Genomic DNA, 17547 nt, shown 5'->3' with positions numbered 1-17547 from the left:
TTACAGCGCCACTTACAGTAATATAGAGTCAAAACTCGCACTACGGGATTTCTTTGCCTTTTTTTTTATTTGGTAAATTTCTTAATGTTTGTAGCTAAAGCAATTTAAGAGACTGAAAATGGTCTCATTCCAGCGCGTGACGCTGGAATCTAGTCTTTATTATGCAGCCACTTATTTAAAGTTAAGTTTTCTGGATCCAAGTAGTCAGGGCACTGGGATGACACCTTTTTTCTACTTAGTTTGGGTTATGCAAGAAGTCTATTGATTTTACTTATGAATAAATAATGGATAAGCTTTCTCTATAGGTTACACACTTAAAGCTACTGTTGAATTGAGCAACTTTTACAAGATATAGAAAATGAAAGAGGCCGGGACCGGAATTGAACCGGTATAAAAGGATTTGCAGTCCTCCGCATAAGCCATTCTGCCACCCAGCCATTTTTTATGTGTAGATATCCATTATATCTTTTAGCATAGATAAAGCTTCCTCCCTTTTGCGTTGAAAAGTGTTACGTCCAATGATTGAACCATTACCACCACCCTGCTTAATTTCTTTCGCTTCATTGCATATGTCATTCACTGATTTCGATTCGCCACCAGAAAAAACTACTATTCTTTTCCCTGCAAAACAAGATCTTTTAACATATTCAATTCTTTTAGATAATGATTCAATATTTTCTGTTTCTATTTTCTCCCTTTCCAAATATTTAGTTGGAAGTTTTACTTTGATTATATTAGCGCCAAGTAAAGCTGCTATGTGCGCAGCATAGGCAATAACATCAACTGCTGTTTCACCTTCTTTGGAAATTCCTTCACCACGTGGATAAGACCATAGCACTACTGCAAGCCCATAAGATTTGGCTTCAGCTACGATTTCACGGGTTTCTTCCATCATATCAAAACACTTAGCAGAACCAGGATATATAGTAAATCCAACAGCCAAGCAGCCCAAACGCAGTGCATCTTTCACAGAAGAGGTTATTGCTTGATCAGAAGTCAGATTTTTTGAATGTAAGGAGTTGGAACTATTAAGTTTCAAAATAAGTGGGAGCATTCCAGCATAAGTTGAAGCACCAGCTTCAATCATACCAAGTGGAGCAGCATATGCACTTACTCCCGAATCAACTGCAAGCTGAAAATGATAATGTGGGTCATAAGCATCAGGGTTAACTTCAAAGCTTTTTATTGGCCCGTGCTCAAATCCTTGATCTACGGGCAGAATCACTAACTTGCCAGTACCGCCAAGCTTTCCATGCATGAGAATACGAGTAAGATTTGCTTTTACCCCGGGGTTTTCACTTTCGTAGTAGCTTAGGACTTGTTTTACTTTATCACTTATCACTATAATTCAAATTAAATTTAAGTTATAAATTGTAACAAAGATGAAGTTCAATACAAGGATTTTAAACTATATTAAAAGCAATTTTATTTTCTACTTTATTCATATAGATTCTTAATTTCTTTCCTTTTATTAATTTACGATTCAGTATTTCTTCCGCTAAGTAACTTTTTATCTCTTTTTCAATAAGTCTCTCTATCGGACGTGCTCCCATTTCCTTACTATAACCCATTTGTACAAGATAAGATTTCACTTCATCCTCTACCAAGCAGTTTATGCCTTTTTGCGTCAGTTGCTTTTTCAGTTCTAGGACAAATTTATCCACAATATGCAAAATCACATCCGTACTTAAGTCAGAAAAAGAAATAATCGCATCAAGACGATTACGAAATTCAGGGCTAAAAACCTGTTCTATTGCTTTTTCGCTATCACCAATGTTAAAATTTTTATGCCCAAAGCCAACAAAACTTTTGCTGCGTTCAGCTGCTCCTGCATTAGTTGTCATAATTAAAATTATATTGGAAAAGTTAACTTTACGTCCGTAAGTGTCTGTAACACAACCATAATCCATAATTTGTAGCAATATATTATAGATATCGCTATGGGCCTTTTCAATTTCATCAAGCAGCACAACACTATATTGATTGTTAGATACAGACTCTGTGAGTAATCCACCCTGATCATAACCTACATATCCAGGAGGAGAACCAATCATCCTTGATATCGTATGAGATTCAATATATTCGGACATATCAAAGCGTATAAGATTCATGCCCATGCTTTCTACTAATTGTTTTGCTAGCTCGGTTTTACCAACACCGGTTGGCCCTGCAAAAAGATAATTTGCTAAAGGCTTATTGTAATTTCTCAACCCAGATTTAGCAATTTTAATAGAATTAACAAGAGATTCTATTGCCTGCTCTTGGCCAAAAATCACCTTTTCTAGATTAGCTTTTAAAGACTTTACTTTCTGCAAATCATCAGATTCAGATCCGCAAGGCACATTTGTAATTCTAGTAATGGTATTCTTAATATCTCTACTATTTACAATTTTACCCCTGTTTCTTAGCAATTTACAATATGCCCCTGCCTCATCAATAACATCAACCGCTTTATCAGGTAATATTCGCCCAGTAATATACTTATGCGAAAGTTCAGCCGCAGACCTAATGGCATTCTTTGTATAATATACTCCATGATACCCTTCATAGTAGTGCTTTATGCCATCTAGTATCTTTATCGTTTCATTAACAGAAGATTCTTTAACATTAATTTTTTGAAACCTTCTTGCTAGTGCTTTATCTTTTTCAAAACTAGTGCTGTACTCTCTATATGTAGTTGCACCTATACAACGTAGTGTACCTCTTGCAAGCGCAGGTTTGAGTAGGTTACCTGCATCAAGAAAGCTACCACTTGTAGAACCTGCTCCAATGATAGTGTGTATTTCGTCAATAAAAAGGATAGCACCTGGTTTTACCTCAATCGCTTTTATTATAGATTTTATTCTCTCTTCAAAATCACCTCTGTAGCGTGTCCCTGCAAGGAGTGATCCTAAATCCAAAGCATAAATTATACTGGACCTGAGCGCACTCGGAACACTGCCTTCAATGATCTTGAGTACCAAACCCTCAACTATTGTTGTTTTGCCAACACCTGGGTCTCCAACATATAAAGGGTTGTTTTTTCTACGCCTCAATAATATTTCTATAGTGCGATTTAATTCATAATCACGACCAATAACATAATCTATTTTTTTGCTTCTCGCATAGTCATTTAAATTTTTACAATAACTTTGTAGAATTTCCTCATCTTTTAGTAGTTCACCTTTATTTACTGTAGTAGGAGCGTCATTATTTTTATCAAGTTTTACTTTATGATTGGTGGTGTATTCATCTATATCGCTCAAGTATTTCATATTAGATATATGGTAAATCAAATTGGAATCTTTCACACTTTGTTTCTGCAATAGATCTTCAACGTATAAATCTTGCCCAGACAAAATTTCTACTAGAACACTTGCTCCATTTATTTCTTTTTTTCCCAAGCTATGAGCCCGTATTATTGCTCTGTGTATTATGCATTGAAACATTGAGCTAGGTTTAACTCCACTGATAATCAATTCAGAACTGCTTTGTAAAAACCCTTTTATATTATTATTATAATCATTAGCCTTAATATTGCATCTTGATAGAATGTTATCCATATTGATGATTTCATCGGCTCTGATATTACATCTTGATAAAACGTAATTTACATCCACGTCTTTAGTTAACGCCAGCAATAAATGTTCTACTTTCGCATATTTTAGATTAAAATTAGAAGCAATGAGTAGCGCTCTATTCAAACTTGCCTCTAAGTTTTTGGAAATCATCTCCTATTCTCTTTAAAAGTGGGAACTCATATATAATGAATAGCACACAATTATTAAAAAAATTGAAATCCAGCAGTTCGCTGTAGCCAATTTGAATCCCCACTCTGGATCTACGTCATAGCACCGCGATATCTCAACATAGATTCCGCTAATGAGTAGCGGAATGACGAGTTTTACGCTTATCAAGTTGTAGGTAAATCCTATTTAATATGCTTTTTCTAGTACTCTGCTTTTCTTCTTAAATGCATTGATCTTTTTTCTACCGTATTTAGTCTTTAACGTACTTGGCCTTTTAAAGACCTTTTTGCTATTACGTTTTTTAAATTGCACACTACAATCAAAATTTGGCTCTCCTTCTTTGTCTGCCAATGCAGGCAGTCTTCTCTTATCTTGAGGTGTAACAAAAGATAGCGCATGCCCTTCAGCTCCAGCACGTGCAGTTCTGCCTATACGATGAATATAGTCAGCTTGCGATTGTGGTGCATCATAATTGATAACATGTTGAATGTGGGGAATATCAAGGCCGCGAGAAGCAACATCTGTTGCAACCATGATTTGATTGCGGCCACGACGAAAAGAATTAATGACCCTTTCGCGCTTGTGCTGCCTTAAATCACCATGAATTGCTAAAGCGCTATAGTCATCTTTGTGCAATCTGCTAGCTAGCTGATCCGCTCCTTGCTTTGTTTTGACAAAGATAATGATTGATCCTTCGCGCTGACATAGTTGTGTAACAAGCTTTTCATATTTTTCTGATTCTGATGCATAAACAATCTCTTGCTTAATTTTTACAGAAGTTGTAATCTCACAATCAACAGAAATACGTTCTGGTCGATTAAGGTACTTCTCAGTAAGTTTAACTATATCACTAGGAAGAGTTGCAGAAAACATAAGAGTCTGCCGTATTTTTGGCAGATATTTCATGATCCCTTCAATTTGAATTCCAAAGCCCATATCAAACATACGATCCGTTTCATCAAGCACAAGAACGCTAACATTGCGAGTAATCAAAGTTTTACGCTCAATATGGTCTATAATACGACCAGGAGTACCTATTACAATTTGTGGTTTTTTCTGAAGCTGATTTAGCTGCCTAAAAATAGGCTCACCACCAATCAATAAAGCGACCCTTAGTGCAGAATTTTGAAATAAGAGTTTTCTTATCTCATTTGTTACCTGATGCGCAAGCTCCCTGGTTGGCACGATGACTAAAGCTGAACCAGTGTTAGGCTCATTCAGCAACTTAGCAACCAACGGAATAGCAAATGCCAAAGTTTTTCCAGTTCCCGTTTGAGCAGACCCAAGAATATCTTTACCTTGTAGCGCTAAGGGAATCGCTTGTATTTGAATCGGAGTTGGGACGAAAAGATTATTTTTATCTAGAGCTTGTGTAAGCGAAGCTGGGAGACCCATCTCATAAAAATTATTCACAATACGTTAACCCTATTAAAAGACTTCATAATAGATTAATCTTCCAATCTTAAATTTATTGCAGATTTTTTATCTTCTCCGTTTCTACCACGCTCCTCTTTAACCTCATAACTCACCCTTTCTCCTTTTATCCCCTTCTCTTTATTCTCTCCTTTAAGTGTCTCAGGCCTTATTCCTGAACGTTCCAACGTGCTAATATGTACAAAAACGTCACCCCCTTTACCTTCTGGCTTGATGAAACCATAGCCTTTTTCGGCATTAAACCATTTTACATTACCAAATTCCATTTAAACAACTCCTAAATTATTAATTAACATTACTAATGTGATGAAAAACTTTGAAATTACGATTGAGAATGCTTTAAGCTTAGCTATTGAAACTAAACCTTTATACTCCATAGTCTATTCTTAACATTACATGACAATAATACACAATTGTTGTACTTAATGCAAATAAATTTTTTAATCGTTAAGCGAACCTGCAACCGTCATTTCGCTAACTTTAATCGTTGGTGAATTAAATTGCCCACAAAAAGTTAGATCATCTGCAACGACTAAATTGCTAAACATATCCTTTAAATTGCTAGCAATGGTAATCTCATGTATTGGATACGTTATTTTTCCATTTTCTATAAAAAATCCGGAAGCGCCTTGGCTGTAATCGCCATTGATTAAATTAACACCAAAACCAAATAAATCAGTTACATATATTCCCTTTTTCACTTCCTGAATTAATTCTTCAAACGATACATTACCATTCTCAATGTAGAGGTTACTAGCTGCAGGAATAACTGCAGCATTACTTGCACGAGTTGCACTTCCGGTTGTTTCTGAGTCTAATTTTCTAGCCGAGTATAAGTCTAAAATCCAATTTTGTAATATTCCGTTTTTTACAAATATATTTTTCTTGCTAGTTATCCCTTCTCCATCAAATGGTCTCGATGCTATGCCTCTTGGCAACAATGGATCATCGATAATATTAATTCTATCGTTGAAAATCTGAGCGTTTAAACTACCCCTCAAGAAAGAACTGTTGCTTATAATACTGCTCCCATTTATAGCAGAAGCAAAACTTTTTACTAGCCCTTTTGCTGCTCTTTTTTCAAAAATAACTGGAAATTTACCAGTTTTAATTGTACGTGAATTCAATTGATCAACTGCTCTTTTTGCTGCTTCTTTTCCCATTAACTCTGGCAACTTTAAATCACTAAAATTACATGCTATATCATAATCGTAACCAACCTTCATTTCACTTTCTCTTCCAGCAACAACAGAGACCTGATTAGCAAAGGTTGATTTACTAAACGAGCCAATAAAACCAGAAACAGTCGATAATACTGTATTCACTAAAGCGTATGAAGAAGAGGCTCCTTCAGAATTAGTGATACTCTTATGTGCAAGGGCTGAATTTTCTGCAGCTTCAGCAATTTCTTTTAGGTTATCAACGGTTACAACATTATTATCTGAGATACTTAAATCTGCAGAAGAGATATAATTACTACCATTTACAGCAAAATTAATGCAAGGATCTTCTGGCGCATTCTTTGCCATTTCTACCACTTGGCTTACCGTATCACTAAGATTATTCAAATCGTTTGTAGAAATATACGCAGCTTTGTTTTTACCTGCTATAGCTCTGATTCCTACAGTGCAATTTTTAGATTGTGATATTTGCTCAATTTTTGATAGACGCTGAGAAACTGAAGTCTTATTAGTTTCATATATTGTAACTTCCGCATCTTGATTCTGCTTTTTTATTAATTTAGTGATATCTGCTGCAATATTTAATATATTCATTTTCTATTCCTTAGATTTTTATAAAGACTCTGCACCACCTATAACTTCAATTAAATCAGTTGTAATTGCTGCTTGACGAGAACGATTATAAAGCAATGCTAGTTTGTTCAGCATCTCTTTAGTGTTTCTGTTTGCTGATTCCATAGCAACCATCCTAGCACTATTCTCACTTGTTGCACTTTCAAGCAAAGCAGAGTAAAGAGCAATTACAACGTAATCTTGAACCAAAGATTTTAAAATAAATTCAATATTTTGTGGTTCATACTCATAGCCGTAATCTGTTGTTGGACCAGCCAGAGAGTTGTCAATCAAGGATGAGCCTTCACTCCATGGTTTTATTGTTTCCAACATTGGTTTTTGCGTGAAGGTATTATAGAATTTACTATAAAAAACTTTAACTTTATCGTATTTACTTAAATCTATACCATCAACCAAAGCTTCTACGTGCTTTAACGTGATCCCCTTACTATTTTCAATTTTTAAGATACTTTTAGAGTCAAACCTATTTTTACCTACATCAAAAGCTTTTTTACCAAGAAATACAATATCTACTTTTTTGCCATTTGCGATTGACTTATTTACACGCTCTTGACTAAATTTGACAATAGAAGAGTTAAAGTTGCCGCACAAGCCACGATCAGACGCAACAATGAATACTAGGTAAGAACCGTCATTACTGATATTTAGAATTTTTGCCAGTAATTTTTGATCAACTGATAGCATTAATGAAGAAATAATGCTATGCAGCTTAGATATATATAATTTTGAATTTGATAATTTCTTTTGGCTTTGTAATAACTTTGCTGCAGAAACCATTTGCATTATTTTCGTGGTTTTCTGTACAGACCTAATATTCTTAATTCTTAAGGATAATTCCTTTAAGCTCTTCATTTTGTATACAACCCTGATTTATTAAAATATATAATTGTTAGTGTCTAAAAGCAAGTTTTTTTGACATTAGAACCAAGTCTAACTAAAAAACTTGCAGGTTTATTATTTTGAAATAAGGGTTATATTAAGAGATCTACTCCAAAAATTGTTCAATAGAGGTCTTTGATGGTAATTTCCCATATATTATTATCATCACACTTTGTGGAACCTTATAACATATAATAAACGCAATTAAAACTATTGCAATTTGAACATTTATGATCCCATTGCTTTAGTTCTCTGTTACAATTTTTACACTTCCAGCCCGGATCAGGCAAAGCTTCTGAGCCCATCTTGTTTAGCCAATAAATTACCTTGTCGTGTTCTTGCAATGTAACCTTAAGTTGTATTACAATAAAGTAGATTGACATGTAATTAGCCTTTTTCATAGCAGTGTCTAAATATTGACTTGCAAGATCATATTTACCTGAACTCATTGAGGACAAAGCAAGTAAACAGTAACTAAAATAATAATCAGGGCGTAAGTTGTATAGTCTTTCAGCACCTTTACTATTTAAATTGATGTACATTTTAGCTGACTGAGGAATAGGATTTACTGCATATTCTGCCTCTAGCACTGCAGAAGCTTTTCTGATTTTTCCAAGTTTAATATATAATTCTGCCTTTAAATAATTAATGGGCCGAAAAGTTGCATAATAACTTTGTGCTCTGAGTAAAGACTTTATAGCCCCTTTAAAATCCCCTTTACTTTCATATTGTTTTGCCAAAGCACAATAAAAAACTGCAAACATTTCTTTATGGTCAAAGGGAAGAAAAATATTGAACTTAACTGCTTCCCTCAACTTCAAAATTGCATTAATCCAATCTTCTTTCAATATGCAATGCTCTATTTGAAAGGGAATAGATAGCATTTTATCATTAATTGAACTAGAGCAATATTCTATAAATTTTTGAAAGACTACTTTTTCTTGTTTGAGGTGAACAATCAGCTTATTGGCCAGAAGTAGAGCTAAGTTACGATTTTTATTTGCAATATTTGTTAAACCGTTACTGAAAAAGCTGTAATTTCCCGTCTTACCTGAGTTAAAGAGCTTTATTAAAGACAACCTATCGCTCTTCTCATTTAGACTTTTAACTACCTTTTGGGCATTCTCTATATTGTTTAAGTCTATGCTAAAGAAAGCTTCAAAGAGAAGCAATTCTTCCCTATCCCTTCTTCTATTTCTTATGTTGGCAAATGTTGATAAAATGGAGGAAAAAAAGCGTACAAGTGTAATTAATAAAAATAATAAAACTACACAAGTAAAAATAATGAAATATAGATCAATACTTATAGTGTAATTGCCTAATTCCAATTTTATTACTTCACCACTTACCTTGACCCATATGCCAAATAAAAACGAAAGAGCGAAAATTATAAAATAAATCATGAGATATATTGTAATAAGTGATGATATATTGTTGAAATATTCTTAGAAGCTACAATAAAACCATTCAATTTATTCAGCCATGGCTTGAATTCTGAATGCGTTAAATTGCTTACTGTAACAGTTATATTTTGCCAATCATTATCGTTTATTGACTCCTCAATTTCTGCGAATTTTGCCCTTAATGGGTCATTTTTATCTTGTATTCTAATCCAGTTTGAAATGATTTTTTTAGACAATGTACTTTTATTGTAGTTAATAACAGCAATGGTCTTCTCAAAAGATAACTTCAACTCACGTAAAGTATCTACCTCTTTCAAACTTTCCAATTCATTTACTGCATTTTCTATCTCTGGATCATCAAGCTCTGATATCAAAGGCTTTATTGAATTTATATGATTATCAAATTTTGCTTCTCGCAATAACGAATTCTTCATTTTAACTACAAGTAGCAGCAATCTTGCGAGGTTCTTATACCTTGAGCTACCATCACCTTGCTCACATTGAGTGTGCAGACCTCTCTTTAAGTCAAATATCTTTTTTTCTACCCTGGATTGATTAACTTCAAGTGACATTCTGAATTCATCTATTTTTTCCGTTAAAACATTTATATTGTCTTCGCTTTCTTGCTGACTTATTTTAAAAAAGATTATGTTATTTATTGTGATGTAACCGGTAAATAACAATACAATTAAGAACCAACCTATGTACTTTTGCTGAGTATCATTCATAACGTAGTATCTCCGCAGGATCTTGTGCAGCTGCCTGCAATGCAGGAGCAATTGTCGCTAAAAATGATAAGAGTAACGCAAGTGCAGAAATACTTACTACATCTTGAGGGACTAATATCACCGGTAAACTTGAAAAAAAGTATATCATAGGATCAAACAGCTTGACGTTAGTAATGTTTTCTAAAAACACTCTAATACTTTCGATATTGAGAGAAAAAACGACACCTATAATACAGCCAAGACAAGTTCCCGTAAAACCGATTAATAGACCGCAAGCGCAAAATATGCGCATAATGCTTCCACTTGTTGCACCAAATGTACGCATAATTGCAATCGCGGATTTCTTTTCTTGCACTATCATCATTAAATTTGAGATAATATTAAACGCTGCTACAACTATAATCAAAGTAAGAATTAAAAACATCACATTTCTTTCAGTTTTTAAAGCACTAAAATAATGGCTTTGCTGTGATTGCCAACTTTCAGCTTTCATTCCTATTTCTTTTTCTATAGCATCTGCCAGCTTATCAGCTCTAGTAACGTCGTCTACAAGTACTTCTATATTTTTTATGCTATTTTCATAATTAAAAAAGGCTTGTGCTGATTTTAGAGGCATATATATCAAGGTATTATCATACTCAAACATACCCATATCAAATATTGCTATAACTTTATATTTTTTCATTCGCGGCATTTCACCAAGTAATGCATCAAATTCTTCAGATGATATAAACGTAATTTTGTCGCCATAGTCAACGTTCAAAGCTTCTGCCAATCGTGCTCCTATTATTATCCCTTCATCAAATTTTTTTACATCACCTATAATTACATTATTTGTAATGGTAGTACTATCAAGCAAATCTTTAGTTGACACACCTCGCACTACGCTACCTGCAATTTTACCATTTGCTACAATAATAACTTGATCATTGGTCATAGGAGTAGCTTTTAATATACCAGGAATTTTCTCAATAGATTTCGAAACTGTGCAGTAATCTGAATTTATGTTCCTATCAAAATAAACATTAATATGGCCATCAATGCCAAGTATTGAGTCAAGCAACTTTGCTCTGAATCCGTTCATCACAGACATCACCACTATTAGTGTTGCAACTCCAAGGGCAATGCCGATAATAGAGAACAAAGTCATTATAGAGCAAAATCTGGCATTTTTCGCTCGCAAATAGCAAGCAGCCATAGTAATTTCAAAGGCAATGGACATTACAAAATATTTTGAGGTTAAACATTATATTCTTGAAACTTCGTATAATTGTAGACTTTTCTTTATTTGAAAACTAGATATTTTTACTCCTTTAAATTTAGCAGACTTATAGAGTATCTTTAACATTAGAATTTCAAAATCTTCCATATACATCATCCAATCTCACTATATCATTATCAGATAAATGCTCTCCTATCTGAAATTCAACTATTTCAAGTGGAGAGCTTGTGCTTCTATTTTCAATCCTATGGGAAACTTCCCTTGGGATTTCTATCATATGGTCTTTTACTATAGCATATTCTTTGTCGCCTAAACTAACATACCCAACTCCCGATAGTACTATATGGTATTCATCTCTATAGTGATGGAATTGCTTAGAAGTGCAGCTTAATGGATTTATAAAAAGATATTTTATAAGAAAATTTTCGCCTATTAAAATTATACTACAAAATCCCCATGGCTTGATTTCTCTTCTTATCGCTTTTGCTTTCTTAACCTTATTAATAAACGATATTAGGCTTTTGTTTGGTTGCTTATAAGCTCCACCCAATAAATTTTTATTACTTTCTGTCGTTGAAACTGGCTCTCTTTTTTTTGTTACATGTCGGAATGACGACGTAAACTTCTCACTCAATTCTAAAACTGAATTCCAAGTTCCAACATCCAGCCAATCGAAATTAGCTTCTATCATTGCAACGTTTTTTGCTTTTTCCATTACCAAGTAATCAATAGAGACGCCTTCAATTCCTGCAAAATCTCGTTGTTTTAAATACAGAAATCTCTCTTGCGGTGTGAAATGTTTCACACTTGCAAAACATAAATTGTAAAGATTCGGGGCAGATTTTTTGATCTCATCTATGTAGCGTTTTGCTTTAAACACAAATATTCCAGAGTTCCAGTAATGATCGTTGCTTAACTTACGCTCGGGTTTTTCTGTAAAATCTTTCACTATATGACATTTTTCTTTCTGATCATAAACTGCATTTATATAGCCGTATTCAGAATTGAATTCATGAGGCTTAACTCCAAACGTAACTATAGAGTTAGTTTCAGAAGCTAGCTGAGATGCTTTGTGAGCAGAAGCATAAAAATTATTCAAATCACCTATAAAATGGTCTGAAGGCAGAATTAACATTGTCTCGTTTTCATTGCAGAGAAGTGCAGCAATTAATATCGCCGCTGCTGTTCCAATTTTCACTGGTTCGAAAACCACTTTATATTCCTGTAATGCATGTAATTCCTCCATCACTAACGACTCATACTGTATATTTGTGGTGATTATGGGCGGCATATAACCACTTTTTAGCCTCAATAAAGTGTTCTGAAACATAGTATTCTGACTAAATATTTTCTGAAATTGCTTTGGCTTAGATAAAGGCCAAAGTCTGCTACCGCTACCACCACACAATATTACAGGGCGCATTTAGTTAAGAAAACTAATTAAATAATTAATATCTTATACTGAGGGTAAAATGCACGCAAGTTTTTGTTGTGGAATAGTTAAGATAGAGAGTAGATATTCAGCAGAGTAATGGCTAACTAGCGAGAAGATGATTGAATTCTTTCATCTTGCAATGAATTTCGTTTGCTTAGTACTTTATCAACATGAGAAGTGGTACTCTGATCGATAGTTGCTTTTTTAGACCCAGGTATCCTTTCATTGTCTTCATTTTGCAACTTCTCCTCTAAGCTTTTTTCAACACCTGGTTCTCTAGATTTATCTATACTTTCACTACTTTTATTCAGCGCCTTTTTTAAGTCTTTTTCAATACCTGGCCTTCTAGCGTCAAGCTCATCCCATGTGCCCACTATACTAAGTGGCTTATGATCCTTTTGCTCCGGCTTTAGCCTTTCTCCACCTTTAATAACATTAAAGTCACTTTTTGCTTCTTCCCAACATCCTTTCAATTGGTGTTTCCACATAGTTAAGTAAGCATCACCATACTTTTTCTTATCTGCTACAAACAATAAAATTGGAGCCTTAAGTATGGTAGCTACCATATTTACTGAATTTTTTACTGCCGCTGCAGGGGTGAACAAAAGATAGCCAAAAGACTTTGCAATTGGGTTTTGTTTGCTTATTAAATGCTCCCCTAACTTTATAGGAAGAGAAGTCAACAATTTAGTACAAACTTTAGCCAAGCTTGTAGCAAAAACGATAGGAACAGATATAAGACTTTTATCTAGCTCTAGATTACTATTCTGATCTCTAATTTCTGAAAAATGGGTGCTTAGCTTCTTGTAATCACTAGTATATAATAATTCTCCATTTCTTCCTTTTTCATCAACAACTTCCTGAACTTTACCTTCTTTATTTTTTACCTTTTTAGTTAGCACAGAAGAGTTAGTTAATTCAAACGGATATTGAGGATCCTTAGTTTTTTCAGCTTCAAAAATTGGCACGTGTTTTTTCAAATCCATTCTCGAAAAGCCTAATGGCTCAAAGTATGACTTATCTAACCAATCTATAGGAATTTGCTTACCCTGATTGTCTATATAATTGATAGTAAAATAAGATCTATCATTAGCTTTGGTAACTAAAGATAATCTAAAACTTGGTTGTTCTCCATTCTCATCTTTTTGACCATACAAAAGTTTATAGGTTGGATTTTTATCTTTATCCAGTATAGCATTTCCACGCATATCCTTGTTTTCTATGATTTTAGCAGACTGTACAATTTGATCATAATTTTTTGGATACTGGCATTTCCTTCCATCATACGTCATTACCTTTCTAAGGTCTTTGACATAAACTTGAGACTCAGATGAACTAAATAGATCCTTCACCTTTAGCGTAAGGTCTATTCCCCACTTTTTCAATGTCTCTAACATATTGCTAAACCAAAATCGCTATAGTTCAATGATAAAACTAGTACACTAATAATATATTAACACAGAATTGGCAATTTTACAAGAAAATATGCCTGTAGAAGACAAAGATTGTAAAAGCGAGGGTTATATAAGTAATGCTTGATAAGTACTTTATGCATGTAATTGTGAAAATCCTTAGAGGCACACTGTGTATATAATCTTCGCACACCACCTGCATTCCAAGAACTGCGTGCCAAAAAATGCAAAACAACAATACAACAAAAAATAAAAGCTCTAGAGGATGATTAATAAATTTTTCACTAAAAGACAAAGAGCTATCAGTATAAAATGCGCAAGAAAATGAATAGATAAACCAAGGAAACAGGAACAGTAAAATTACCGCAGAAACACGCTGGACCCACCAATGATGTACTGAATTTCCAGATTGACTCATATAAACATAAATAAAAAAGCCATAGTAGAAAGAAGTAACGTTACTGTCAGCAGTATAGCACTCCTTGAAACGCCAGTAATTTCTAAATTAAGCCCAACATCCCATAATAAATGACGAATACCATTAAGAAAATGATATACAAAACTTATAAAACATAAGACATAAGCTAATTTAGCAACAGGAGTGAATAATAATGCATTTAAGTACCTTACTATAAGTAACTCAGGAAAGTAAACATGTAATATGAAATACCAAGAAAGTATCATTAATAAAAGGAATAGCAAGATACCAGTCAATCTGTGCATAATAGAGAAAAAACTAGTAACTTGTACTTTATATATTTGTAAATGTGGAGAAAGAGGCCTATCACTCATAAAATTCCGTTATTGGGAAATTAAAATAAAGTAGAAGTAAAGACAGCAGTATAGCACATAACAACACCATCATTAAAAATGGTAAGTTATGCGCAAAGCCCAAGGAGGTAATCCAGCTGCAGATTCCCCTACTGCTACCTTGTTACGACTTCACCCCAGTCACCGATCCCACTTTAAATAACTCCCTCCTTGCGGTTAGGTCGTTAGCTTCGAGTGAAACCAATTCCCATGGCGTGACGGGCAGTGTGTACAAGACCCGAGAACGTATTCACCGTGGCATGCTGATCCACGATTACTAGCGATTCCAACTTCATGTACTCGAGTTGCAGAGTACAATCCGAACTGAGATGGCTTTTAAGGGATTAGCTTAGCCTCGCGACTTTGCAGCCCATTGTAGCCACCATTGTAGCACGTGTGTAGCCCACTCCATAAGGGCCATGATGACTTGACATCATCCCCACCTTCCTCCAGTTTATCACTGGCAGTTTCCTTAAAGTCCCCAGCATTACCTGATGGTAACTAAGGATGAGGGTTGCGCTCGTTGCGGGACTTAACCCAACATCTCACGACACGAGCTGACGACAGCCATGCAACACCTGTGTGAAATCCGGCCGAACCGACCCTATCCCTTCGAATAGGTATAATTTCCATGTCAAGGAGTGGTAAGGTTTTTCGCGTTGCATCGAATTAAACCACATGCTCCACCGCTTGTGCGGGTCCCCGTCAATTCCTTTGAGTTTTAATCTTGCGACCGTAGTCCCCAGGCGGAATGTTTAACGCGTTAGCTGTAATACAGAAAGTAAACTTCCCATATTTAACATTCATCGTTTACAGCGTGGACTACCAGGGTATCTAATCCTGTTTGCTCCCCACGCCTTCGCGCCTCAGCGTCAGATTTGAACCAGATAGACGCCTTCGCCACTGGTGTTCCTCCTAATATTTACGAATTTCACCTCTACACTAGGAATTCCTCTATCCTCTTTCAATCTCTAGGTTAGCAGTTTTAAAAGCAGTTCCAAGGTTAAGCCTCGGGATTTCACTTTTAACTTACTAACCAGCCTACGCGCCCTTTACGCCCAATAATCCCGAATAACGCTAGCCCTCTCCGTATTACCGCGGCTGCTGGCACGGAGTTAGCCAGGACTTCTTCTGTGAGTACCGTCATTATCTTCCTCACTAAAAGAGCTTTACAACCCAAAGGCCTTCTTCACTCATGCGGCATGGCTGGATCAGGCTTTCACCCATTGTCCAATATTCCCCACTGCTGCCTCCCGTAGGAGTCTGGACCGTATCTCAGTTCCAGTGTGGCTGATCATCCTCTCAGATCAGCTATAGATCATTGCCTTGGTAGGCTATTACCCCACCAACTAGCTAATCTAATATAGGCTCATCTAATAGCAATAAATTTTTCCCCCGTAGGGCGTATACGGTATTAGTTGCCGTTTCCAACAATTATTCCGTACTACTAGGTAGATTCCTATATATTACTCACCCGTCTGCCACTAAGTTATACCATAGCAAGCTACAATATAACTCCGTTCGACTTGCATGTGTTAGGCCTGCCGCCAGCGTTCATTCTGAGCCAGGATCAAACTCTCAAATTTAGACTTCAACCTATAAAAGGTTGAGGGTACATCGGATAAATCCGACAAAAAATAATTTAGCTTAATACTGCTGTCTTTATTTCTACTTTAGAAATATTTTAATCTCCAACTATTCAAACAACTTTGAGAATATTATTATGTGATATAATCACTATGTCAATATGTTTTTGCAAATCAAAAGCATTAATGTATAAATATATAACTATTTGGAATATTACCATGAAAAAATACATCTTTCTGCTTGCACTCGCACCAATGTTAGTTGGCATCACATTATACTTATTGCGCAACATTGATAACACAAAACAATCTATAACTGCGGGTGACAAGTTTTACGAAGTATTATTCTTTAAAAAAGATAATAAGCCGCTGCTAGAAGAAATAGATTCAAATTGGGGGTATTTAGCAAATTTTGAACACGCATTCAATCATATCTCAGATTCAATGCCAACAAACACAGCATCTATTTATAATGATTTGGCAGATGATAAAGATGCTCCTGATGTTTTGCGTGAGTTAGCACAATACTTAGAAGTAATGAGCTTACTTCACTCCAACGGTGAAAAAATAAATAAAGATAAAATTGATAATTTAGAATCAAGTGCAGTGTATCCTTATTCAAGCCAAGAAGCTATCGCTGTAGTAAAGATACATAATAACGACATTAAAGGTGCAACTGAAATATTGCGTTCCCTATTAAATGACAGAAAATGCCCTATCCTAATCAAAGCTAATGCACAAGAACTACTCAGGATATATGGAAGTTAACTCATTAGACTTTTTGTATAGTTTTTGGCAACAACCGTTAGAAAAGAAAAACCTACTTGACAAACTCCGCCAGCTCCCTTATCATGAAACTGAAGGTATTCAGTTATCTTCATCTGTGCAGATTAAACAGCAAGAAAACAACGTAGTTGGCGTCTTATTTTTAATTTTTTGCACTATGTGCACCTTATGTCTTCACAACATTTCTAGGTTTTTGCCTATATAAGCTGAAACGCGCTTATAAGTCGTTTAAGACAGTATAGTACGCCAATTTGCAGGATTAGAGAGTGACAACTAGCTAACACGGGGTTTCTTTTGCCTTTTTTTCTGC

14 protein-coding genes, 1 tRNA gene and 1 rRNA gene are annotated in these 17547 nt (G+C 35.0%); 1 reads left to right on the top strand and 15 read right to left on the bottom strand.

Annotation, left to right across the window (positions count from 1 at the left end; genetic code table 11):
- Positions 1-365 precede the first annotated feature (365 nt).
- From ABWU75_RS00275 to ABWU75_RS00205, 15 genes are all read right to left on the bottom strand, one after another.
- Positions 366-437 (bottom strand) — tRNA-Cys (locus ABWU75_RS00275).
- Positions 438-442: 5 nt separating this feature from the next.
- Positions 443-1339, bottom strand: a complete 897-nt coding sequence (locus ABWU75_RS00270; protein ID WP_264732559.1) for a class I fructose-bisphosphate aldolase — start codon at positions 1337-1339, stop codon at positions 443-445.
- Between the two features lie 64 nt (positions 1340-1403).
- Positions 1404-3710 carry an AAA family ATPase gene (locus tag ABWU75_RS00265; protein ID WP_353286828.1) on the bottom strand — a complete coding sequence of 769 codons (2307 nt, stop codon included), beginning with the start codon at positions 3708-3710 and terminating at the stop codon, positions 1404-1406.
- A gap of 204 nt (positions 3711-3914) precedes the next feature.
- Entirely contained in the window at positions 3915-5141 is a 1227-nt protein-coding gene (locus ABWU75_RS00260) for a DEAD/DEAH box helicase (RefSeq protein WP_264732511.1), read from the bottom strand.
- A gap of 35 nt (positions 5142-5176) precedes the next feature.
- Complete coding sequence (locus ABWU75_RS00255; RefSeq protein ID WP_064124857.1) at positions 5177-5428, bottom strand: cold-shock protein; 252 nt, start codon at positions 5426-5428, stop codon at positions 5177-5179.
- A gap of 174 nt (positions 5429-5602) precedes the next feature.
- A complete protein-coding gene (locus ABWU75_RS00250) occupies positions 5603-6937 on the bottom strand; it encodes a TldD/PmbA family protein (RefSeq protein WP_353286827.1) in 1335 nt (444 codons plus the stop codon).
- A gap of 18 nt (positions 6938-6955) precedes the next feature.
- Entirely contained in the window at positions 6956-7828 is an 873-nt protein-coding gene (gene atpG, locus ABWU75_RS00245) for an ATP synthase F1 subunit gamma (RefSeq protein ID WP_353286826.1), read from the bottom strand.
- A 209-nt stretch (positions 7829-8037) separates the two neighbouring features.
- On the bottom strand, positions 8038-9258 hold the full coding sequence (locus ABWU75_RS00240; RefSeq protein ID WP_353286825.1) for a heme biosynthesis protein HemY: 1221 nt from the start codon (positions 9256-9258) through the stop codon (positions 8038-8040).
- A complete protein-coding gene (locus ABWU75_RS00235; protein ID WP_253309852.1) occupies positions 9255-9986 on the bottom strand; it encodes a hypothetical protein in 732 nt (243 codons plus the stop codon). Before ABWU75_RS00235 ends, ABWU75_RS00240 begins: the two co-directional genes overlap by 4 nt.
- Positions 9979-11208, bottom strand: coding sequence for a lipoprotein-releasing ABC transporter permease subunit (locus tag ABWU75_RS00230; protein ID WP_264732521.1), 1230 nt, complete (start codon positions 11206-11208; stop codon positions 9979-9981). The genes ABWU75_RS00235 and ABWU75_RS00230 overlap by 8 nt, the downstream gene beginning before the upstream one ends.
- Positions 11209-11341: 133 nt before the next feature.
- Positions 11342-12631 carry a sugar phosphate nucleotidyltransferase gene (locus ABWU75_RS00225; RefSeq protein ID WP_353286824.1) on the bottom strand — a complete coding sequence of 430 codons (1290 nt, stop codon included), beginning with the start codon at positions 12629-12631 and terminating at the stop codon, positions 11342-11344.
- 116 nt (positions 12632-12747) lie between these two features.
- Entirely contained in the window at positions 12748-14040 is a 1293-nt protein-coding gene (locus ABWU75_RS00220) for a hypothetical protein (RefSeq protein WP_264732525.1), read from the bottom strand.
- Positions 14041-14116: 76 nt separating this feature from the next.
- The gene (sdhD, locus tag ABWU75_RS00215) at positions 14117-14473 is read right to left on the bottom strand and encodes a succinate dehydrogenase, hydrophobic membrane anchor protein (protein WP_353286823.1); all 357 of its coding nucleotides are present in this window, start codon (positions 14471-14473) and stop codon (positions 14117-14119) included.
- Entirely contained in the window at positions 14470-14847 is a 378-nt protein-coding gene (gene sdhC / locus ABWU75_RS00210) for a succinate dehydrogenase, cytochrome b556 subunit (protein WP_010963112.1), read from the bottom strand. The genes sdhD and sdhC overlap by 4 nt, the downstream gene beginning before the upstream one ends.
- A 100-nt stretch (positions 14848-14947) precedes the next feature.
- Positions 14948-16451: ribosomal RNA gene (locus tag ABWU75_RS00205) — 16S ribosomal RNA — on the bottom strand.
- 153 nt (positions 16452-16604) lie between these two features.
- Here ABWU75_RS00205 and ABWU75_RS00200 point away from each other — a divergent pair.
- Positions 16605-17219 (top strand): hypothetical protein, encoded by a 615-nt coding sequence (locus ABWU75_RS00200; protein WP_353286822.1) that lies wholly within the window; start codon positions 16605-16607, stop codon positions 17217-17219.
- The last annotated feature ends 328 nt before the right edge of the window (positions 17220-17547 follow it).

This window comes from Wolbachia endosymbiont (group A) of Anthophora plumipes, from assembly GCF_964028115.1.
Taxonomy (GTDB): domain Bacteria; phylum Pseudomonadota; class Alphaproteobacteria; order Rickettsiales; family Anaplasmataceae; genus Wolbachia.
The sequence above is the reverse complement of the archived record's forward strand: the minus strand, read 5'-3'. Positions and strand labels throughout refer to the sequence as shown.

Coding starts and splice junctions, on each gene's coding strand:
- ABWU75_RS00265 (WP_353286828.1), bottom strand. CDS start 3,710: ATGATTTCCAAAAACTTAGAGGCAAGTTTGAATAGAGCGCTACTCATT.
- ABWU75_RS00255 (WP_064124857.1), bottom strand. CDS start 5,428: ATGGAATTTGGTAATGTAAAATGGTTTAATGCCGAAAAAGGCTATGGT.
- ABWU75_RS00250 (WP_353286827.1), bottom strand. CDS start 6,937: ATGAATATATTAAATATTGCAGCAGATATCACTAAATTAATAAAAAAG.
- atpG (WP_353286826.1), bottom strand. CDS start 7,828: ATGAAGAGCTTAAAGGAATTATCCTTAAGAATTAAGAATATTAGGTCT.
- ABWU75_RS00240 (WP_353286825.1), bottom strand. CDS start 9,258: ATGATTTATTTTATAATTTTCGCTCTTTCGTTTTTATTTGGCATATGG.
- ABWU75_RS00235 (WP_253309852.1), bottom strand. CDS start 9,986: ATGAATGATACTCAGCAAAAGTACATAGGTTGGTTCTTAATTGTATTG.
- ABWU75_RS00230 (WP_264732521.1), bottom strand. CDS start 11,208: ATGTCCATTGCCTTTGAAATTACTATGGCTGCTTGCTATTTGCGAGCG.
- ABWU75_RS00225 (WP_353286824.1), bottom strand. CDS start 12,631: ATGCGCCCTGTAATATTGTGTGGTGGTAGCGGTAGCAGACTTTGGCCT.
- ABWU75_RS00220 (WP_264732525.1), bottom strand. CDS start 14,040: ATGTTAGAGACATTGAAAAAGTGGGGAATAGACCTTACGCTAAAGGTG.
- sdhD (WP_353286823.1), bottom strand. CDS start 14,473: ATGAGTCAATCTGGAAATTCAGTACATCATTGGTGGGTCCAGCGTGTT.
- sdhC (WP_010963112.1), bottom strand. CDS start 14,847: ATGAGTGATAGGCCTCTTTCTCCACATTTACAAATATATAAAGTACAA.
- ABWU75_RS00200 (WP_353286822.1), top strand. CDS start 16,605: ATGTCAATATGTTTTTGCAAATCAAAAGCATTAATGTATAAATATATA.